Raw genomic sequence first — 20,095 nt, 5'->3', positions numbered from 1 at the left:
TGTGTTTGTACTATGAGCTGGTAAATACTAGCGCGTCATCATTCCCTTTAATGATAATGGTATATCTACATGGAGAGTGTATATGTCAGGAGGTCTTTACGGCGAAAGTTTTTATGCCGACCGCCATGCCCGTTCGCTTTATGCGGCGGTAAATATTCTGACTTTGGTTTCAAAGATTGTCCCGAACATTGGCTCGGCTGTGGATTTCGGTTGCGGGGTGGGCACATGGTTGCAGGTTCTGCAGAATCTGGGAGCAAAAAGGATATTGGGTTTTGAGGGCGATTGGCTGGATAAAAAGATGCTGGTCATCAAGGAAGATGAATTCAGGCATGCCGATCTGAGCAAGGATTTCGCTATAGAAGATAAATTTGATCTGGCTATATCCCTTGAAGTTGCCGAACATATCGAGGAGCAATATGCACGTCTTTTTGTTGAGCGGCTGACCCGTTCTTCTGATTTCGTGCTTTTTTCCGCAGCAATTCCCCACCAGAAGCCGGGGCCGGAGCACGTGAACGAACAATGGCCTAACTATTGGATAAATCTATTTAGTTCCATGGGATACCAATACATAGATTGCATCCGGGGAAGCATGTGGAACGACATGAAGATTCCTGCGTGGTATAAGCAGAACATCATGCTTTATGTAAATAACGAGCGGATCGATGACCTTAACATCGCGAAAATTAAAAGCCTGCCCAATCTGAACGGGCAGGCTCTTGTTCATCCGGATTACTTTCTGGAAGCTCTTTACAGAACCCCGCCCGAATAGAAATTTGCAAGCAATAAAAAAGACGAAGTTAGAATCACTAACTTCGTCTTTTTAATTTTTAATACCTTATTAAACAGAGCGGCGAAGCCCTGCTAAAAGTTTTTGGGATTCTTAAACTCCCAGCTTTTCCGCAATAGTCTTAGCCGCGCGGCGACCTGCGCCCATGGCTGAGATTACGGTTGCGGAACCGCCTGCGATATCACCGCCTGCGTATACATTAGTGATGGAAGTCTCGCCTGTTTCGGCATCGGTTACGATGTAACCCCATTTGTTGAGATCAAGGCCGGGGGTGGCTTCGAGTAGAATCGGGTTTGCTCCGGTTCCTACTGCGAGGACAACCATATCGACTTCGAGTTCTCTGGTCTTGCCTTCCACTGCAACAGGACGGCGGCGGCCGGAATCATCAGGCTCACCAAGTTCCATTACCTGCAGGGTCATGGACTTAACGTGTGAGTTCTCATCACCGTTGATGGCAATGGGGGAGGTGAGCAGCTCAAGCTGTACGCCTTCCTCGATGGCATGATGCAGTTCTTCGAGGCGGGCGGGCATTTCTTCCTGCGTACGGCGATAGGTGATGTAGACATTCTCAGCACCGAGACGCAGGGCGGTGCGGGCGGCATCCATGGCCACGTTACCGCCGCCGATTACTGCCACGTTGCGGGCTTTCGGTGCGGGGGTGTCGTGGTTGGGGAAATCGTAGGCCCGGCCGAGGTTGATGCGGGTCAGGTATTCGTTGGCGGAATATACACCGACGAGGTTTTCGCCGGGGATGTTCAGGAACCACGGGAGTCCTGCACCAACGCCGATGAATACGGCATCATATCCATCCTCGAAGAGGTCTTCCACGGTTACGGTCTTACCGCCAACGTAGTTGGGCTGGAAGGTCACACCCTTGGACCAGAGCGCACCCACTTCACGGGCAACGATGGATTTGGGCAGACGAAATTCAGGAATACCGTAAACCAGTACGCCGCCTACTTCGTGCAGGGCTTCGTAAACGGTTACGGGTACGCCGCGTGCAGCAAGGTATCCGGCTACGGTCAGGCTGGAAGGCCCGGAACCGATGCAGGCGACCTTGAACTGATCGTTAGGCAGGGAACAGGCTGTGTGACCGGTGATCATTTCACAGGCGGAATCACTGTCAAAGGTGTCAGCCACGAAACGCTCAAGACGTCCGATGGCGACAGGTTCGTACTTCTTGCCGAGGATACAGGCTCCTTCACACTGGGATTCCTGTGGACAGACACGTCCACAGACTGCGGGCAGGGCGTTGGTTTCCTTGATAACCCGGTAAGCGGAAGGGATGTCGCCGTCGGCCAGATGTTTGATGAAGCCCTTGATGTCGATTTCAACAGGACAGCCTTTCTGGCAGAGCGGCTTTTTACACTGCAGGCAGCGGGCAGCTTCAGCCATGGCTTCTTCTTTAGAGTAACCGAGGGCTACTTCGCTGAAGTTTTTGTTGCGGACGTCAGCCGGCTGTTCCGGCATGGGGGTACGGGTCGGCGTAAAATTCTGTTTATTCACCATGGCAAGTACAACTCCTGAACATTTGCATTGAAAGGTCTTCCTGCTCCTTATACTGGGTAAGGCGCATTCTCAGTTCATTGAAATCAACTTCATGACCGTCGAATTCAGGGCCGTCCACGCATGCGAATTTGGTTTCTCCGCCAACGCTGCAACGGCAGGCTCCACACATACCCACGCCGTCAACCATTATGGCGTTCAGGCTGACTGTGGTTTTAACGCCGAAAGGTTCGGTTACCTTGGCGACAGCTTCCATCATGGGCACGGGGCCGATGGCAACGACTTCGGAAACGTCCTTATCCTGTTCAAGGCGTTCACGCAGGAGGTCGGTGACAAAACCTTTGTGTCCGGTACTGCCGTCATCAGTGGCGATGAGCAGTTCGGGGCAGAAGTAGCCCAGTTCGGTACAGAAAAGGAGCATGTTTTCGCTGCGTGCGCCGACAATGGCGACAACGTGGTTTCCGGCCAGATGGTGGCCTTTGGCAATATGGTGCATGGCCGCGATTCCGGTTCCACCGCCAACACAAATAACAGTTCCGGATTTTTCGATATGGGTGGGTTTGCCCAAGGGACCGCAGACATCAAGGATGGTGTCCCCTTCATTTAATGTTTCAAGCAGGGCTGAACTTTTGCCGACTACGAGATATACGATAGTGATGGTGCCGGCTTCTTTGTCAGTGTCAGCAATGGTCAGCGGAATACGCTCACCTTTTTCATGGATGCGTAGAATTACGAAATTTCCCGGTTTAGCCTTTTTGGCAATTTGAGGACAGTCAATGACCAGCATGGATGTCTGGCCGGGGATAAGTGCTTTTTTAGTCAGAATTTTGTTGCTCATAATCTCCTACACTGCTTAAGTTTCAGGGGAAGTTAAGGCTTTCCCCACCGGATTGCAAGTTTCAGACTGATTATAAGGCCTAGGCTTTTCCCTTTTGGTGCAAAACTGAAATATGCGCTTCCCTCGCTATGTTTTTTTCAGTTTTTTAAATTTTTCTGTGTGTGCCGGTTTAAGCCTTATCCTCAGTTTGATTACGTGGCTCGCCCTCTTGCCAATTCTGCACTGACGTATTATATATTAATACAACTTAGCAGAAGTTTATTTTCATCAGCTTCCACGGACGGAAGCCGGAAATACCGCGTATCCTTCAAGGATGATTGCGAATATTCGCAGATACGGCGGATTGCCATTAGTGGCAGTCGGCCTTTTTTTGTGTACGCGGAACGGTTTTTTCTGGTGGAGTAAGTAGTGAGAATAGCAGCGCAGGGCATCAGCCAATATGCTGATAATGCGAAGAAGTGGTCCAGAGACACTGCAGCTGAAGTAGAAAAGGTGAAGGCACGCGTGGTCACGCGTAAATTCGGCTTCAATATCGGCAAGCTCGGTATTAACTTCACTGCAAAGGACCTCGAATTTGAACCGGACGAAGCAGCAAAGGCTTCGCACGAGTTCCGATCAAAAACCTATCCCCGTACTCAGAGCGAAGAGCGGCACGTACAAAATGTGTATCAGCAGCTCGCTCTTACCCAAACGGCTTTTTCCGAGGATTCCGCCATGTTCAATCCCGGGAGCACCGGTTACATGAGGACCAGGGCAATCAATGCCTATTCCCGACAGTCCGGCGCTCTTGAATATACGCTTCCGGGCAGCGCTCTCGGCAAAGTCTGATTCCAGTAGTATCGATAATCCACAGTCTGAAGCATTTTTTTCTGCACGGTGTGATTTCTCCTTCCCAATAACCCAAAGAAATCATTAACACCTGACCATGGAATGCAATGCAGTAGCAGTATCAATTTTTATAGACCTGATTTTTTCTTTAATATAAATTGATGGGTCAATCAATCGCTTTCGTAATAAAATCTCAACATTTCTTTCTGAATGTAATAAAAGATATTGACTTAGCTTTGATTTCTGTTCGAAGTGCCCAGTTATTGCTTGCCGCGACCTCAATTACATATTAGACAGCGGCTCACAAATACCGTAATAAGGAATCCCCTTTACCCCTGTTCCAAGCCGGGACCGGGAAGACAAAAGAAGATAACATAAGGCGACGACCCTTGGAGGCCGCCGACTTTTTTCATATGGCTAAATTAGATAAAATAAGAAATTTCAGTATTATCGCGCATATTGACCATGGCAAGTCCACTCTTGCGGACCGTATCCTTGAAATCACCGGAATGGTTTCCGAACGTGAGAAAAAGGACCAGTACCTTGATAAAATGGAGCTGGAGCAGGAACGCGGAATCACCATTAAGGCTCAGACAGTACGTATTCCGTACAAGGCCAAGGACGGCGAGGAGTATATCCTCAACCTGATCGATACTCCCGGTCACGTGGACTTCAGTTATGAGGTCTCCCGTAGTCTTGCTGCGTCCGAAGGCGCGCTGCTGGTGGTCGACTCCACTCAGGGTGTGGAAGCGCAGACCCTTGCAAACGTATTTCTGGCATTGGACCACGACCTTGAAATCGTGCCCGTGCTCAACAAGGTGGACCTGCCCAGTTCTGATTGCGAACGTGTAGGACAGGAAATCGAGGAAGTTATCGGGCTTGATTGCTCCGACCCGATCATGATCAGCGCCAAGACCGGGCTGAACGTTGAGGATGTGCTTGAAGCAATCGTCAAAGATCTTCCCGCGCCGGAAGGTGACCCAGATGCTCCGCTCAAGGCCCTGATCTTCGACTCCTGGTACGATTCCTATCAGGGAGTTGTTGTTCTGTTCAGGATTCTGGACGGTACTCTCAAGAAGGGTGACAAGATTCAGATCCACTCCACCGGACGTACTTTTGATGTAACCACTCTCGGTGTTTACACCCCTGAACCGCAGAAGGCCAAAGAGCTGGCTGCCGGTGAGGTTGGTTTCCTCTGCGCGAGCATGAAGGAACTCAACGATGCGCCCGTGGGCGATACCATTACCCTCGCCGCTGATCCTGTTGAAGATCCTTTTCCCGGTTTTCAGGAAGTTAAGCCCATGGTTTTCTGCGGACTCTATCCGGTGGAACCCGCCGAATACGAGCCGCTCAAGGCCGCGCTGGAAAAATTGCAGCTCAACGATACCGCGTTCTCCTTTGAGCCGGAGACATCCACAGCTCTTGGATTCGGTTTCCGCTGCGGTTTCCTCGGCCTGCTGCATATGGAAATTATTCAGGAACGTCTGGAACGTGAGTTTCAGGCCAAGCTCATCGCCACCGCACCTTCAGTTGTCTATCAGGCAAGGTTGAACAATGGCGAGGTGCTTGAAATCGACAACCCCAGCAAGATGCCGGACGGCGGAGATCTCGAATCTCTGGCCGAACCTTTCTGCCGTCTTGAAATCCACGTGCCTAACGATTATGTTGGCGCGGTTCTTAAGCTCTGTGAGGAGAAACGCGGAATCCAGCAGGATATGCGTTACCTGACATCTTCAAGGGTTATCATTACTTATGAAGTTCCCTTTGCGGAAATCATGTACGACTTCTTTGACAAGCTCAAGTCGCACACCAAGGGCTATGCTTCCCTTGATTACGAAATTATTGATTACCGTGAATCGAATCTGGTAAAGCTCGACATCCTGATCAACACTGATCCGGTGGATGCCTTCTCAGCTATTGTCCATAAGGATTCTGCATATCCTTTTGGACGCTCACTTGCCCTTAAGCTGAAAAGAGCGATCCCGCGCCAGATGTTCGAAATTGTTATTCAGGCCGCGATCGGTCGTAAGATCATCGCCAAGGAACGAGTGGCCCCGTTCAGGAAAAACGTTACCGCCAAGTGTTACGGCGGGGATATTACCCGTAAGCGCAAGCTTCTGGAAAAACAGAAGGAAGGTAAGAAGCGCATGAAAAAAATGGGTAATGTCGAGATTCCGCAGGAAGCTTTTATGGCGGTTCTCAAAGCTGGTGAGGATTAATCACTAAGCGTCTTAACGTTTTAAAAAACGACCCGCCCTGTGTTAAGCGCAGGAAACTATAAGGATATTAATTATGAATCCCAGATGGCAGAGCACTGTGAAGGAATATGTTGAAGCTCTTTTTATCGCACTCATATTGGCTCTCTTTATCCGAACCTTTATTGTGCAGGCCTTCAAGATTCCGTCCGGTTCCATGTTGCAGACCCTCCAGATCGGAGACCATCTGCTGGTAAGCAAATTTTCCTACGGCGTGAAAGTTCCCTTTACCGGGAAGGTTATCGTGCCGGTGGGCGACCCCGAGTATCAGGACATCATTGTCTTCAAATACCCCGGAGACCCCAGCAAGGATTACATTAAAAGGGTTATCGGCGTACCCGGTGATACTGTGGAGATCAAGAACAAGAAGGTCTTCGTAAACGGTAAGGAGCTTGTTGAGCCTTACGTGCAGTACACCGATACCACCCACGTTTCAACACTGCGCGACAACATGCCGCCCCGGGTAATTCCCGAAAACGAATATTTCGTAATGGGCGACAACCGCGATGGATCCAACGATTCCAGATTCTGGGGCAATGTTCCCAGAGAGAACATCTTAGGAAAGGCGTGGATTATCTACTGGTCTTGGGGCGGTCCCAAGACCGTTCGCTGGGATCGCATAGGTGACATCCTGCACTAAGCGCACACAGTTGAAATCTGGATACATGAAAGCCCCGGTACAAACGTACCGGGGCTTTAGTTTTTTGGGCGGGTGTATGTTAGCGGGCTACGGAAGAAGAAATAAGGATATATTATAGTTGATATAGCCGGTGGGCAGGTGATATGTTTTACTCTGGAGGATTTATGTATTCTGTACTTCGCTTCATATTCTCGGCCATCTGCGGGGCGTTTGTTTTATGTCTGCTGTCCGCTGTCCAGAAGTATTTAATGGGCAGGCCTTTAGTTCCTCAAGTATTTATTGTTCCATGTATATTCGGAATGATGACGGGTGCTGTTTTCTATTCATATACCTTGTTTAGCCGTAAACAGAGAAAGACAGAGGAACTTTTAGAAGTACGTGAAGCACAGTTGAAAACAGTGTTGTCGGCCGCTCCTATAGGAATCGGGTTGGTTGTTGATCGTGTTTTTCAAGAGGTGAATGATTTCTTTTGTGAGATGACAGGGTACTCCAGAGAGGAATTGGTTGGGAAGTCCTCACGTATTGTTTATCCCGGTGATGATGATTTTAAATACGTAACTAAATATAAATATGCCCAGATTAAAGAAAAAGGCACCGGATCAGTTGAAACGAGATTTAAGCGTAAGGACGGTAGGATTATACATGTCATTTTGAGTTCAAAACCATTGGATGATAATGACTGGTCAAAAGGTGTATCCTTTACCGCGCTGAATATTACCAAGAGGAAAGAAGCTGAAAACTTACTTTCCAGACGTATCGTCTTTGAAAATCTGGTCAGTAAAGTGGCCTCGGATTTTCTCAATCTTTCCGTGGACCGGATTGATGAAGGGCTGAATAAGGCTTTGAAAGATGTTTGCCGGTTTACTGGGGTGGGGCGGGCTTACATTTTTCTTATGCGTGGGAACTCTTCCGTATGCGATAACACTCATGAATGGTGTGCGGAAAACATAGAGCCGCAAATTCATGAATTGCAGAATATTGATTTAAAAGAGCCGGAATCATTGCTCTGGAGAACTCTTTGTAAAAGGGAGCCCTACTATATCCCGGATGTGGCTGCCCTGCCTGACGGTCTGCCGGATAAGCAAGTCCTTCAGGCTCAGAAGATTTGGTCTGTGCTCATAGAGCCGATGTATTTTAATGACCGTCTTGTTGGATTTGTCGGCTTTGATTCAGTTTTAGAGCATCGGCAATGGTCTGAGGAAGATATAGATATCCTGTCCTTATTTAGTAAAAATATTACCTTGGTTCTGGAACGCAAAAAGGTTGAAGAAAAGCTTATTGCTGCAAAGTTGGAGGCCGAAACTGCCAATATTGCGAAGTCGGAATTTCTGGCAAATATGTCTCATGAAATCAGGACTCCTTTGAACGGGATCATGGGCATGTTGCAATTGATGCATATGAGCGGAATGGACCAGAAGCAGGAAACACATTGCGAGTTTGCAATGGAGTCATGCAAGCGGCTGACCACCCTTTTGGGTGATATACTTGATATTACAATGATTGAATCCGGGCATCTGCAGATAGTTAATGCTGAATTTGATCTTTTTAATGTTATGAATTCCGTCCATGCACTTTTCAAGCCTGTTGCTGTGCAGAAGGATATTGATCTGCGGGTTGATATCTCGGGGAATGTCCCTGCAAGAATGATTGGTGACAGTAATAGGTTGCATCAGATTTTTAATAACCTGATTGGCAATGCTTTGAAGTTTACCGATTCCGGGACTGTTTTAGTTGAAGCATATCTTTTAAATCGCAAGCATTTCGGCAAGCATCAAATATTGTTCTCTGTTTCCGATTCCGGGATCGGTATTGAAGATAGTAAATTAGAGTCTATTTTTAATTCCTTTACCCAGGCAGATGCGAGCAGAACCCGAAATTATGAAGGAGCGGGCTTAGGGCTTGCCATTGTAAAGAAGCTTATAGAGCTGATGGGTGGGAATCTTTCAATAATCAGCGAGATTAATGTCGGGACATCTATTAATTTTTGTTTGGAATTCGAGGCTGTTGACCAGCCTTTGATCGTAGATGAAGCAGTCGGCATTCCGGATAAGAATTCTATTAAGGAATTTGAGGTCCTTGTTGCTGAAGATGAAAGGGTAAACCTGATCACGCTTAAGAGTTTTCTGGAGCAGTATGGCTGTAATGTTTCTGTTGCCGGTGATGGTTGCGAGGTGATGGAGATTCTTAATTCCGGGCAAATGGCCTTTGATTTGATTTTTATGGATATCCAGATGCCGAAAATGGGCGGACTTGAAGCTACCCACCGGATTCGCGATGGAGAGGGCGGAGAGGGTGCTAAAGATATTCCGATCATTGCGTGTACCGCATATGCCATGGCGGGAGACAAAGAAGAATTTTTGGCTGCGGGTATGAACGACTATCTGCCCAAACCCACACAGATTGGGGATGTTGAAAAGATTTTGATCAAATATTCAAGATAGGGGTAAGCGGCTTTTCTCCAACTTCCATTGACTCCCCTTCCTGCTCTGCTATTATCTGAAGTGATTAATAATCCCGTTTTGCAGGAGGGTGGCAATATGAAATTATTCATTGACAGGAGATTGATCCTTACGCTGTGCCTTACAGTAATGGGAGTGCTCTTTGCCGGAGGGGTGGATGTATTTGCTGCTGCATCAACGGGGTCCAGCAAATGGTGGGAGGCGATTACTCCCGAAGGCAAGCTCATAATCATGGCTTTTGCTGTTGCGGGCATTGCCGTGTTGATCGTATTTTTTTCTGTTCTCAAGCCGAAGATGCCCGGTCGCGGGGATTTTACTTTGGAGAAGTACGAGGACGACCTGCGCGATAGGGTGGCGGAACTGAAGGTTGACCTGCAGTTGCTGCGTGATGTTGATTCCCCTGAGTCCCACAAGGTCTCTGCGGCCTTAAAAGAGGCAGAACAGCGGTTACTTTTTATTGAGTCCGGGTATTCAGATACCGTGAAAGCTATTTCCGGGCTTGCCGAGCAACTGGAAATCCTGCGCGGGTGGGTTTCTGAAACCGAGATAGAGTCCGCAGAATCCATGCTTGTCTCCGGTGATAGTGGTGAGGCCCGTGCTATCTGGACCAGAATTGCGGAAGAGTCCGAGGTGAAGAGGGATGCTTATGCCCGGCGTGAGGCAGATGCATATTTCCATCTGGGGCTGCTGGCAAAAAATGATCTTGATTACGATGGAGCCATGGATGCTCTGGTTAAGGGCATTGAAACAGGCAAGGCCGGGGTGGTCCATATCTATGAGGCCGGGAAGCTGGCCCTGATCATTGAAGACTACTGGCAGGCGGAAGCCCTGTTCAAGCAGGGGCTGGGCATGGCCTGTGATACTGACGAATGTACCCGGAATATTATCAGTAAATGTCAGACCGGGCTGGGTGATGTTTTTATGCATTCGGACAAATTTAATGAAGCCCTTCCACTTTATGAATCTGCTCTGTCAGCGGCGGTCGCTATTTACGGCGAGGAGTCTGTTCCCGTGGCTGATGGTTGTACCCGTGTTGCCCAATGTAAGAGGAAGCACGGTGACCATGATGAAGCTGCCGAGCTATGTCGCAGGGCTTTTGATATTTATTCCAAGCTGCTGCCTGATGCCCATCCAAAGTTTATTGCTGCCCGTAAGCGTTGCAAGATTGAATAAAAAACTTCTAAAGTTACGCATGTTAGTATAATACATCTGGGTATGTTATATGCAGAATTGATAACTTTGTTTAATTTAGAGCTTAACTCCTCCTGTAACCTGCGTTGTCAGTGGTGTTCTTTGGACCATGGTAAGGAACGCAAGGTCATGTCCCGTGAGGTGCTTGAAAAGGTCATGCAGGAACTGGGCAACGGGGTGTTCAAGAATCTGCGGCGTATTGACCTGCATAATGGCGGTGAAACCCTGCTGCACCCCGATCTGCCGGGGATGCTTTCCGTAATTCGCCGCCATCGTCCGTCCATTCCTTCCTCAGTAACTATCGGTCTTTTGACCAATGGTATGCTCCTGACTCCCAAAGTTTCCGAACAAATCTGCCGCAGCAGGGCGGTTACACAGGTCCGTTTCAGCATTGACGGGGGTTCTCCTGCTGCATTTGAATCCATCCGTAAGGGCGCAAAGTGGGATGTGGTCCGGCGTAATGTGCAAACCTTCATAGATATTAACAGTCGGGCCAAGGAACCAGTGCAGACTGAGATAATTTGCATGATCCCGGCCGAAGGGCTTCCCGGGGGTGAAATAGACCCGGAATTCGCTGCACTTCTGCAATTGGCAGATAAGGTCAGCGTGCGTAATCCACATAATTGGGACGGTAGTGTCGACTTAGGTGTTGATGACAGCGGCTACCGGGTAATTGCCGAGCAGCGGGTAGGCGAGGTTTGCTTTTTGCTGCAAAAGAATCTGGTCATCCTGCCCGAAGGCAAGGTCACGGTCTGCTGCAATGATCTGAACGAACGCGGTGTGTTTGGTTCTGTTTTGGAAAACTCCCTTGAAGAACTCGCGGCCCATCCCACTCGTCTGGAAATGATCCGGGCCTTTAAGGAAGGGCGTAAGGATGAGCTGGAGTTGTGTAAGGGGTGTACCGGGTTTTATGCCCCCTAAACCTAGAGCAAAATAATGTTACCTGAGTATCCTTATATAACGAGATTCGCTGCAATATCAGGCGGACACGGCGGGAATAGGCGGACAAGGCAGATAGCTGAACTCTTGGCTGGGGTCGGAGTGGAGCTTGCCGACCTTTCTCTTTATAAAAGAGCGATGAAGAGTCCGTTGACATCGGCGCTGCTCTCTCCGGATCAGGATTTTGATTCGCTTTATGGCTTCAATCAACATATTGTTTCGCAGTTAGATTTGGATCAGAACCTATCTGAAGCCGTTATAGAGGCCAGTATCAAAGGTGCTGTTGTCGATGATCCTGTTTTTTTCCCGAAAACAATGCAGGTTCTTGCAGATAGGAATATCCCAGTCATATCAGTCATTCATAATATCGAATCATTTTTACCCCGTACAATGCAGATAAAACCGCAATGGGAGTTGTTGCAGGAAGAAGTGGATGTTGTATCAAAATCTTCCTTATGCCTGACCATATCCCACGAAGATGCTTGGTTTCTTCGAAATAATGGCGTTGAATGTTATAATTATCCATATTTCCCCTCTGAGGATAGCGAAGCCATGTTGGCAAAAGTTCGTATTGCCCGCCGCAAGTCAAAGAAAAAATTTTGTCTTTGTATGGGGACAGCTTACAATCCGCCGACGCTATTCGGAATGAAGAAGTTAATTAATAACTGGCCTGAGATCACAGGAGGAAATATACCTCTTGTTATGGCCGGATACGGTGTGGACCGGTTTTTTGACTGTAAGAACGTGCCTGAGATAGTAAATGTTTTAGGTGGAGTAAGTGATGCTGGACTGAGTGAGCTTTTGACAGAGTGCAATGCCTGTATATTGCATCAAGATGTCGGTGCAGGAGCATTAACGAAGATTCCCGAATTGTTGCGGGCTGGCATCCCCGTAGTTGCCAGTCAACACGCAGCCAGAAGCTATGTGGCGTTTGACGGGGTATATGAATATCAGGATATGAAGGAAATTCCGAAATTATTGATGCGGGCAATGCAGAGAGATTGTGCTCCTGCTTCACTGCCGAAGGTTGAGGGTCGGCAGCTTTTGGCTCATGTACACAGAGCTTTTAAACCCAAACATCATTCTCAGCAGTAAGCTCTCCGCCTTCAGCTTCCCCGGTATTTACAACACCGCGTGGTTCAATAAGCATGACCTTGCATTCTTCTGCAGCAACGGGTTTGTGCTCAACTTCTTTGGGGATAACGTACATTTCTCCTGCTTTAAGGGTAATTTTTCCATCCTGGAAGAGGATGTCCAGCTCTCCTTCTATGACCATGAAGGTTTCGTCGGTGTCTTTGTGGTCGTGCCAGACGAACTCACCTTTCAACTTAGCCAGCTTGAATTGGTAGTCGTTCATTTCCGCAATTACTCGCGGGGACCAATGTTCGTGGAATTTCGAAAGTTTGTCCTTGAAATTGATAGCCTGATACTTCATGGTGTCTCTCCCGATTTAGATCGATATTTTTGAATTTTCCTGATGGTATACGGCTTCAGTTTGTTTCGCCAGTATGAAATTTAAAGTCTCATTTGAACCCGGTTCCATTTCCAGTTATACATTGAATATAAATTTCCTTCATCCAACGGAGAGAGCGTATGAAGTCTTTTAACGAGCAGTCCTTAAAAGAACAACTTACTGAAATTGAAGCTGAAAAAAGGAAATATACCCACGGTGGTAATCTGAGCCAGCTGGCGGACCGGGCCGGGTGTCCTTCTTCGGAAATTGTGGATTTTTCTGCCAACATCAACCCGCTGGGGCCGCCCGCATGGTTGCAGCAGGAAGTTAGTCGGGCACTTGCAGAAGTGGACCGCTATCCCGACCCGGAATGTTCTGAGCTTACCCTTGCCGCCTGTGAGAAATTTTCGGTCTGGCCTACTGAGTGTGTGGCCGGTAACGGGGCCTCGGAGCTGATTGCGGCCATTGCCCGGGTGGGCGGATTCAAGCGGGCGGTGATCCCGGTTCCCTGTTACGTGGATTACGAACGTTCCTGCAAGCTTGCCGGACTGAAGACTGAACATATCCCCCTTGATCCACAGCGCGGATTTGCCCCGGATTTTGATACCCTTTCATCTTTTCTCTCCGCAGCTCCGGCGTTGGTCTTTCTGGCCCAGCCCAACAACCCTACCGGGACGGCCTTTGATCCTGTGGACTTGAAAGCTCTGGCTCGTAAGCATCCTGATTCCCGTTTTGTGGTTGATGAATCATTTGCCGACTTTGTGCCGGGGCTGGAACGTCTGGCTGGGCAGCGTCCACCCAACGTGATCACCGTTGTTTCCATGACCAAATTTTACGCCATCCCCGGTTTGCGCTTGGGTTTGGCCTTTGCCTCGCCTGATATTATCATGGAGATCAAGAATGTGTTGCCCTGCTGGTCGGTGAATATTCTGGCCCAGAAGGTGGGGCTGCGTTGTCTGCGGGATGACGAATATGAACGCAATACCATTGAGACCACGGTCCGTTTGCGTGAGGAATTAGCGCAGGGAATTCTGGAGGTTCCCGGTATCAGGGCTTTGCCTTCGCAGGCCAATTTCATGCTTTGTCAGGTGCAGCGGGTGGGCATGGATGCTTCCGGGGTGATTGAGCATTTGATTAAGAACCGGGTGGCGGTACGCCATTGCGACAACTTCGACGGTCTGGATTCCACCTATTTCCGCATTGCGGTGCGTACAGAAGAAGAAAACCGGGTCCTGCTTGATGGATTGCGGTCCTTCTCCGGCATGGACGTTTCCGCACCCAAGCCCAAGAAGACTCCGGCCCTGATGATTCAGGGAACTTGTTCCAATGCCGGGAAATCAATCCTTGCCGCAGCCTTCTGCCGTATATTTTTGCAAGATGGTTTCAGCGTTGCTCCTTTCAAGGCCCAGAACATGTCACTCAATTCCTTTGTTACTGATGACGGTCTGGAAATGGGGCGGGCGCAGGTTACTCAGGCCGCGGCCTGCAAGCTGGCCCCGGATGTGCGCATGAATCCGGTGCTGCTTAAACCGGGTAGTGACATTGGTTCGCAGGTGATTGTTATGGGTAAGCCTGTGGGCAATATGAAGGTCAAGAAGTACGTGGAGTACAAACCTACGGCCTTTGAAGCGGTCAAGAATGCCTACGACTCTCTGAGCGGGGATGTGGATGTCATGGTTATCGAGGGTGCAGGCAGTCCTGCGGAGATCAACCTTAAGCAGCACGATATCGTGAACATGGCCATGGCTGATTATGCCGAGGCCAAGGTGCTTATCACCGGGGATATTGACCGGGGCGGGGTTTTCGCTTCCCTTGCCGGGACCATGGATTTGCTGGAGCCGAAAGAACGGGAATTGGTCTGCGGATTCCTGCTCAATAAATTTCGCGGGGATGCCTCACTTCTGACCCCGGCCCTTGATTTTACCCTTAGTCATACCGGAAAGCCCGTGCTGGGAACCATTCCCTATATCGGTAATCTCGGGTTGCCGGATGAGGATTCTGTCTCCTTTAAAGAAGATTTGAAAAAGTCAGGTTCAGAAGGAAAGCGCAAGGACTCAGTAGATGTGGTCTGCATTGACCTTCCTCGTATTTCCAACTTCACTGACCTTGATTCCCTAAAGGGTGAGCCGGATGTGAACCTGCGGGTGGTGGACCGGGTTGAAGACCTCGGTACTCCCGATGCCATTATTTTACCGGGCAGCAAATCCACCCTATCCGATCTTGCCCATCTGCGTGAGTCAGGTCTGGCTGATGCAGTAAAAGGGTTGCGCGATAAAGCGCTAATTGTGGGCATCTGTGGAGGGTTCCAGATGCTGGGACAGTTCATCAGCGACCCGGATGAAATTGAATCCGGCGGTTCTGCCGAAGGGCTGGGCCTGCTGCCTTTGCAGACCACTCTTGCACCGGAAAAGACCCTGACCCGCACAACAGGCATGCATTCCCAGAGTAAGCTGGAAGTTGTGGGGTATGAGATTCATCACGGTAAGACCGAGCCTTTATTGCCCACAGTGCGGGCGGCTATTGTGCCGCAGGGGATCAGCGGGGGCGTTCCGGTTTCCAAGGCTTTGGGGTTCGGTTCCAAGTCCGGTCTGATCTGGGGGACTTATCTGCATGGCATTTTTGATGCCGATGAATTCCGGCGTTGGTTTGTGGATTCCCTGCGTGTGCGCAAGGGGTTAGCAAAGCTGGGCAAGGTGCAGTCGATTTTCAATATGGAAGAAGGGCTTGACCGTCTTGCTGCAGTTGTGCGTGAGAGTGTGGATATGAATGCAGTGTATGCTGCTCTTGGTTTGAAAAAATAGATGTTTCTTTGCTGTGCATTATTGGCACAGCTTAACTAAATGGTGTATGGTCTCGATAATTGAGCATATATCTGTAGTTGAGGGGGAAGCATGACCAGAATTGAGTGGCATGACGGTTTGAATCTGGGGATTGAAGAGATTGATGAACAGCATAGATCATTGATAGGCATGGTTAACGATGTTCTTGAGGCTTTTGAAAAGGGCGAGAAGGATACTGCTGTAGACCGGATGCTGGGCCAGCTGCATGAATATACTGTCCTGCACTTTAATGCTGAAGAAAAGTATATGGAGAAGATTGAATATCCCCATATTCAGGAGCATCGCCAGCTTCATGCAAAGCTTAAAGGGAGTGTGAAATCATTACGGGCAGCCAGATTTCACTATGAGGAGGTTACCCCTGAAACCATAAAAGAATTGATATCCAGTTGGTTGCTTGAGCACATTTTGCGGGAAGATTATAAGATTGTTCAATTTGTCAAGCAGGGCGGTACCAAAGACTGGTCCGAAAACATAAAAGAATGATTTTGTTGCTTGACTGGCACGGGCATGGTTGATAGTTGTATGTGCAAATGACTGACCAGCCACAAATATCAGACTACCTCAGCAACTGCTTGTTCTTCACGGTTAACACCTTGTCCCGTGTTGTTGGCAGGCTTGCGGATGAAGCATTTGCAGAGACAGGAATTTCCCCGGCACATGCTTTTTTGATGATGCTGGTCAATGAACAGCCCGGAATTATTCAGAAGGATCTTACCGCAGCTCTGCATCTTGCTCCCTCAACAGTGACCCGTTTTGTGGACAGTTTGCAGAAGAAGGGCTTTGTGGAACGTAAGACTGAAGGAAAGCTTTCAAGAGTGTATCCCACCGAGGCTGGTGAGGCATTGCGCGAATCCATTGCTGAAGGATGGAAGAATCTTTATCTGCGGTACAGCGAAATTTTGGGCGAAGAAGAAGGTAAGCTGCTGACCTCCTCTGTTTTTGAGGCCGGACGCAAATTGGAAGACGCATAGGTATATTTTTTTATAGTTTCATTTGCATATACACATGTATATACAAATAAAAAGGAGAAGAAAATGAGCAGGATCAACATTGGAAACAACGCATTTATTTTGCCGGAACCGCAGTCCATCGTGGGCACCCATTACGAAGGTAGGGCAAACTTTATGGCTCTTGCATGGCTGACCCGGGTTAATTATCAGCCCTGCCTTTTTGCGGTTACGGTAAACAAGAACCACGCCACTGGCCTCGGTATTGTCGAAAGCGGCGAGTTCTCGATCAACATCCCCCACGAAGGCATGCATAAGGAAACCGACCTTATGGGGCTGCTTTCCGGTAAGCGGGTGGATAAATCACAGTTTTTTGATCTCCACTACGGTGAATTGAAAAAAGCTCCCCTGATCAAGGATTGCCCCATTGCCATGGAGTGCAAGTTGGTCAAGACTGTAGAACTGGATACTAATATGATTTTCATTGGCGAGCTGGTGGGCACCTGGACCGAAGATAAATACATGACTGACGGTTATATTGATATTGAAAAAGTTAAGCCAATGACCCTTTCCATGCCCGACAACCATTATTGGGGACTTGGTCGCAAGATCGGTAAGGCATGGCATGATGGTAAAGAACTCAAGGATCAGCTTAAAAAATAAGTTAAGTAGGTTTGGCGTTGGATTACGAATGGCAGTCATTTGGTGGCTGCCATTTTTTGGGTATTGCAGGAAAAATATAGTCGGGGTAATTTTAAATTACTCGGTCTTAAATTTTGAATTTATCGGAGGCAGGTGGATATATGGGATATTTGCAGATTGTCTATGCCAGTAGCGCTACGCAGCCTGTTGAGGAGAGTTTTCTGCACGAATTGCTTGATGTTTCGCGGAAAAATAATGGCGCATTGGGGATAACCGGAATTCTGCTTTGCGTGGACGGTTCTTTCCTTCAGGTTTTGGAAGGACCCGCGGAAAATGTGGATTCATTATATGAACAAATATCTTATGACCGAAGACATGGTGCGGTTGTACTTTTACTTCGGCGTGAAGTCGAAGAACGTGGATTTGGTGATTGGACCATGGGCTACGTGAATGTAACAAGGGATTCCGCTAGTTTTGAAGGCTTGTTTGATTTGTTGCGGGACAAACCGTTCGCAGCCTTGAAGGGTGATCATGGGCGGATCAAGTCTGTTCTGGATGGGTTCATCAAAGGGCGCTGGCGCAAAAACATCAGCTAAGCAAAAAGCCCCTGCTGTGAACTGACAGCAGGGGCTTTTGTTTTTTATGGCTTGAAAGACTTCAGCACAGTGATCACTTCCTTCTGCATGCTCGGATCATCCGAGCCGCAGATGCCGATGATTATGTAAGCATTCTCTTGCTGCCTGCCATAACCGACAATTACATCCAGCTTTTCATTATGGAGTGTCCCTTTATATTCCCTGAAGCTTATTTCAAAATTTTTGTAGTCCGGCTTTATCTTCGCTAATTCTGTTCCCGCACCGGAGCTGATAAAGGGAATTCCCTTACTTATTTCCCCTTCCATGATTTCTGTGATGGCCGGAATGGAAAGTTTTTGCCCCATGTTGATACGTAGGGCCGTGATTTCCGCTCTTTGCCGGGGAGCTTCAGCATTGATTTCCGGACCGTCTTCAGTTTTGACCTTAGCCACAGTCCATTGTTCAGGAATGCTTAAGGTCATGCCGAAATTGACTGCTTTATATTTTGGTGCTGCATAAACAGTGGTGACTTTCGGAATATATGTTTTAGGTATGGAGCTACTGAGATAACTTTCTTCTGGTAACTCCCTGTATATATATCCATACACTGCCGGATGCCAGCTAAGTGCGGCCATGGTAAAGCAGAACCACATGGTTACGATTATCCAATAGAGGATGGGGTTGCTGTCCCGGGGAATTTCTTCCAGCAGATAGGTCTGCCTGTTTTTCAGGTCCATGATTACCCAGAGCAGGAATAGGATTCCCCAGAGCCATGGCATGTCCATAAGCACAGCTGTTCCGATCAGGGCCAGCGCTAGTATGGATTTCCATTTCAGGTTTCCGCTGCGCATGGTCTTGCCCGTTTTGCTTCCTGTTTTTTTGTGATTAGAACGGCCACCAGTAGCTGAGGTAACTCCGCCACCGGAAAGCGGTGACTTTTTTTTTATCTGCTTCCAGAACCATGTTGCCCCTTCTTCTAGCTCTTTCTGGGTCATGTGTTTGGGCTTGAACACAGCCTGACTGCAATCATATTTGGACCAGTCCTTGGTCAGTAGCCTGCCTTCAGCTTCTAGTCTCTTATAGAGGGGCGTTCCGGCAAAGGGGCAGAGGATAACCGACTCAACCTCGTCGATGCCGATTTCATTAACAAAGTCGAGGCTCTCCTGAAAAATATCTTTGGTGTGGGAATCGAAGCCGAAGATCATGGAAGAGCTGATCTTGATTCCGTATTCATGAAATTTATCAATTGCCGCACGGACTTCCGCAGGGGAAACAAATTTTTTGCCGGAACTGCTCAAGGCCGCCTGTGAGGGAGTCTCAATACCGACCAGCAGTAATTCGCAGCCACTTTCCGCAGCAAGGCGCAAGAGCTCTTCATCCTGTGCCATTTTGATGGTCGACTCCCCAACCCATTTGATGTTCAGGGGTATGAGCGCCTTGAAAAGTTCTATGGTATAGTCGCGGTCCGCGGTCAGGTTGTCGGAGTGCAGCTCAAACCATTTGGCCGGAGCGGCTTTGATCTCCGCGACAATATTTTCAATGGGCCGCAAACGGTACTTGCCTTTGAAGAATGGCGGGATAACGCAGAATTCGCAGCGGTGTACACACCCGCGCGAAACCAGCACTGACCAGATCCCTTTGTATCGGGAAGCAGGAATGATTCCCGTAGGATAAGGGCGCAGTTTAGCCATATCTACCGGAGTGCTGCGCTGGTACCTTGTTTTGAGGGTCCCGTCTTTGTAATCCTTGAGAAGTTGGGTCCAGATTCCTTCCACTTCACCGACGAGCAAGGCATCGGCATGTTGTTCCGCTTCGTCAGGCATGAAGCTGGGATGCAGACCGCCGAGGACCACGGTTTTTCCTTTGGAGCGGTATTTATCTGCCATTTTATAAGCATGCACCGCATCCGGGGTATGGAAACAGATAACCACGATATCCGCGTCAGTATTCATTTTCGGCTTCATGTCCTGCGTTTCATCGCACATATCCACTATCACTCTGCGTGGGGTAGCGGCGGCAAGGGAGAAAATATTCTGCGGAGGCGCACCCATGTATTTTTTGTATTCCTTGAATAGACCGGGGGCCGATGCTTTGATGAGGTAAACTTTCACTTTAATGATCCTTTGAATGATTAAGCTGTCTGTTTCCATTCATAATATAAACGCAGGCAAGGTGAATGGCAAAAATTATCATCG

The 20,095-nt window shown here is 48.5% G+C and carries 17 protein-coding genes; 13 read left to right on the top strand and 4 right to left on the bottom strand.

The features are described 5' to 3' along the window. Nucleotides 1-82 precede the first annotated feature (82 nt). Nucleotides 83-769, top strand: a complete 687-nt coding sequence (locus tag ACO05Z_RS18085) for a methyltransferase domain-containing protein (RefSeq protein ID WP_421903578.1) — start codon at nt 83-85, stop codon at nt 767-769. 111 nt (nt 770-880) lie between these two features. On the opposite strand, the gene gltA is transcribed toward ACO05Z_RS18085, so the two are convergent. Further along, a complete protein-coding gene (gene gltA, locus ACO05Z_RS18080; protein WP_421903577.1) occupies nt 881-2,296 on the bottom strand; it encodes an NADPH-dependent glutamate synthase in 1,416 nt (471 codons plus the stop codon). Beyond that, a complete protein-coding gene (locus ACO05Z_RS18075; protein ID WP_421903576.1) occupies nt 2,286-3,131 on the bottom strand; it encodes a sulfide/dihydroorotate dehydrogenase-like FAD/NAD-binding protein in 846 nt (281 codons plus the stop codon). Before ACO05Z_RS18075 ends, gltA begins: the two co-directional genes overlap by 11 nt. A 408-nt stretch (nt 3,132-3,539) precedes the next feature. Here ACO05Z_RS18075 and ACO05Z_RS18070 point away from each other — a divergent pair, with 408 nt between their 5' ends. The 7 genes from ACO05Z_RS18070 to ACO05Z_RS18040 all read left to right on the top strand — a co-directional run bounded on the left by ACO05Z_RS18070 (nt 3,540) and on the right by ACO05Z_RS18040 (nt 12,538). Continuing rightward, nucleotides 3,540-3,959 carry a hypothetical protein gene (locus ACO05Z_RS18070; protein WP_421903575.1) on the top strand — a complete coding sequence of 140 codons (420 nt, stop codon included), beginning with the start codon at nt 3,540-3,542 and terminating at the stop codon, nt 3,957-3,959. Nucleotides 3,960-4,372: 413 nt separating this feature from the next. Next, nucleotides 4,373-6,178, top strand: a complete 1,806-nt coding sequence (gene lepA, locus ACO05Z_RS18065) for a translation elongation factor 4 (RefSeq protein WP_421903574.1) — start codon at nt 4,373-4,375, stop codon at nt 6,176-6,178. Between the two features lie 73 nt (nt 6,179-6,251). Then, nucleotides 6,252-6,854, top strand: coding sequence for a signal peptidase I (gene lepB / locus ACO05Z_RS18060; RefSeq protein WP_421903573.1), 603 nt, complete (start codon nt 6,252-6,254; stop codon nt 6,852-6,854). Nucleotides 6,855-6,997: 143 nt separating this feature from the next. Next, a complete protein-coding gene (locus ACO05Z_RS18055) occupies nt 6,998-9,295 on the top strand; it encodes an ATP-binding protein (protein WP_421903572.1) in 2,298 nt (765 codons plus the stop codon). A 96-nt stretch (nt 9,296-9,391) separates the two neighbouring features. Beyond that, nucleotides 9,392-10,486, top strand: coding sequence for a tetratricopeptide repeat protein (locus ACO05Z_RS18050; RefSeq protein WP_421903571.1), 1,095 nt, complete (start codon nt 9,392-9,394; stop codon nt 10,484-10,486). Nucleotides 10,487-10,552: 66 nt separating this feature from the next. Continuing rightward, nucleotides 10,553-11,425, top strand: a complete 873-nt coding sequence (locus tag ACO05Z_RS18045; RefSeq protein ID WP_421903570.1) for a radical SAM/SPASM domain-containing protein — start codon at nt 10,553-10,555, stop codon at nt 11,423-11,425. Nucleotides 11,426-11,545: 120 nt separating this feature from the next. Beyond that, the gene (locus ACO05Z_RS18040) at nt 11,546-12,538 is read left to right on the top strand and encodes a hypothetical protein (RefSeq protein WP_421903569.1); all 993 of its coding nucleotides are present in this window, start codon (nt 11,546-11,548) and stop codon (nt 12,536-12,538) included. On the opposite strand, the gene ACO05Z_RS18035 is transcribed toward ACO05Z_RS18040, so the two are convergent. After that, the gene (locus ACO05Z_RS18035) at nt 12,510-12,878 is read right to left on the bottom strand and encodes a cupin domain-containing protein (protein WP_421903568.1); all 369 of its coding nucleotides are present in this window, start codon (nt 12,876-12,878) and stop codon (nt 12,510-12,512) included. The genes ACO05Z_RS18040 and ACO05Z_RS18035 overlap by 29 nt on opposite strands. A gap of 158 nt (nt 12,879-13,036) precedes the next feature. On the opposite strand from ACO05Z_RS18035, the gene ACO05Z_RS18030 reads away from it, so the two are divergent. The 5 genes from ACO05Z_RS18030 (at nt 13,037) to ACO05Z_RS18010 (ending at nt 17,921) form a co-directional block, all read left to right on the top strand. After that, nucleotides 13,037-15,697, top strand: a complete 2,661-nt coding sequence (locus ACO05Z_RS18030; RefSeq protein WP_421903567.1) for a cobyric acid synthase — start codon at nt 13,037-13,039, stop codon at nt 15,695-15,697. Between the two features lie 90 nt (nt 15,698-15,787). Continuing rightward, nucleotides 15,788-16,219: a bacteriohemerythrin gene (locus tag ACO05Z_RS18025; RefSeq protein WP_421903566.1), complete on the top strand. Its 432-nt coding sequence runs from the start codon at nt 15,788-15,790 to the stop codon at nt 16,217-16,219. Nucleotides 16,220-16,266: 47 nt separating this feature from the next. Continuing rightward, the gene (locus ACO05Z_RS18020; protein WP_421903565.1) at nt 16,267-16,707 is read left to right on the top strand and encodes a MarR family winged helix-turn-helix transcriptional regulator; all 441 of its coding nucleotides are present in this window, start codon (nt 16,267-16,269) and stop codon (nt 16,705-16,707) included. Between the two features lie 63 nt (nt 16,708-16,770). Further along, on the top strand, nt 16,771-17,346 hold the full coding sequence (locus ACO05Z_RS18015) for a flavin reductase family protein (protein ID WP_421903564.1): 576 nt from the start codon (nt 16,771-16,773) through the stop codon (nt 17,344-17,346). Between the two features lie 140 nt (nt 17,347-17,486). Further along, nucleotides 17,487-17,921, top strand: coding sequence for a BLUF domain-containing protein (locus ACO05Z_RS18010; protein ID WP_421903563.1), 435 nt, complete (start codon nt 17,487-17,489; stop codon nt 17,919-17,921). Nucleotides 17,922-17,965: 44 nt separating this feature from the next. Here the strand turns inward: ACO05Z_RS18010 and ACO05Z_RS18005 are convergent, their stop codons facing one another. Beyond that, nucleotides 17,966-20,011, bottom strand: coding sequence for a B12-binding domain-containing radical SAM protein (locus ACO05Z_RS18005; protein ID WP_421903562.1), 2,046 nt, complete (start codon nt 20,009-20,011; stop codon nt 17,966-17,968). Between the last annotated feature and the right edge of the window lie 84 nt (nt 20,012-20,095).

The organism is Maridesulfovibrio sp., assembly GCF_965230075.1.
GTDB lineage: Bacteria > Desulfobacterota > Desulfovibrionia > Desulfovibrionales > Desulfovibrionaceae > Maridesulfovibrio.
This window is presented reverse-complemented; position numbering and strand designations above follow the sequence as displayed.

Excerpts from the sequence above, each read along its gene's own strand:
- ACO05Z_RS18035 (WP_421903568.1), bottom strand. The coding sequence starts at position 12,878 with ATGAAGTATCAGGCTATCAATTTCAAGGACAAACTTTCGAAATTCCAC.
- ACO05Z_RS18025 (WP_421903566.1), top strand. The coding sequence starts at position 15,788 with ATGACCAGAATTGAGTGGCATGACGGTTTGAATCTGGGGATTGAAGAG.
- ACO05Z_RS18015 (WP_421903564.1), top strand. The coding sequence starts at position 16,771 with ATGAGCAGGATCAACATTGGAAACAACGCATTTATTTTGCCGGAACCG.
- lepB (WP_421903573.1), top strand. The coding sequence starts at position 6,252 with ATGAATCCCAGATGGCAGAGCACTGTGAAGGAATATGTTGAAGCTCTT.
- ACO05Z_RS18055 (WP_421903572.1), top strand. The coding sequence starts at position 6,998 with ATGTTTTACTCTGGAGGATTTATGTATTCTGTACTTCGCTTCATATTC.
- ACO05Z_RS18050 (WP_421903571.1), top strand. The coding sequence starts at position 9,392 with ATGAAATTATTCATTGACAGGAGATTGATCCTTACGCTGTGCCTTACA.
- ACO05Z_RS18030 (WP_421903567.1), top strand. The coding sequence starts at position 13,037 with ATGAAGTCTTTTAACGAGCAGTCCTTAAAAGAACAACTTACTGAAATT.
- ACO05Z_RS18075 (WP_421903576.1), bottom strand. The coding sequence starts at position 3,131 with ATGAGCAACAAAATTCTGACTAAAAAAGCACTTATCCCCGGCCAGACA.
- lepA (WP_421903574.1), top strand. The coding sequence starts at position 4,373 with ATGGCTAAATTAGATAAAATAAGAAATTTCAGTATTATCGCGCATATT.
- ACO05Z_RS18010 (WP_421903563.1), top strand. The coding sequence starts at position 17,487 with ATGGGATATTTGCAGATTGTCTATGCCAGTAGCGCTACGCAGCCTGTT.
- ACO05Z_RS18085 (WP_421903578.1), top strand. The coding sequence starts at position 83 with ATGTCAGGAGGTCTTTACGGCGAAAGTTTTTATGCCGACCGCCATGCC.
- ACO05Z_RS18020 (WP_421903565.1), top strand. The coding sequence starts at position 16,267 with ATGACTGACCAGCCACAAATATCAGACTACCTCAGCAACTGCTTGTTC.
- gltA (WP_421903577.1), bottom strand. The coding sequence starts at position 2,296 with ATGGTGAATAAACAGAATTTTACGCCGACCCGTACCCCCATGCCGGAA.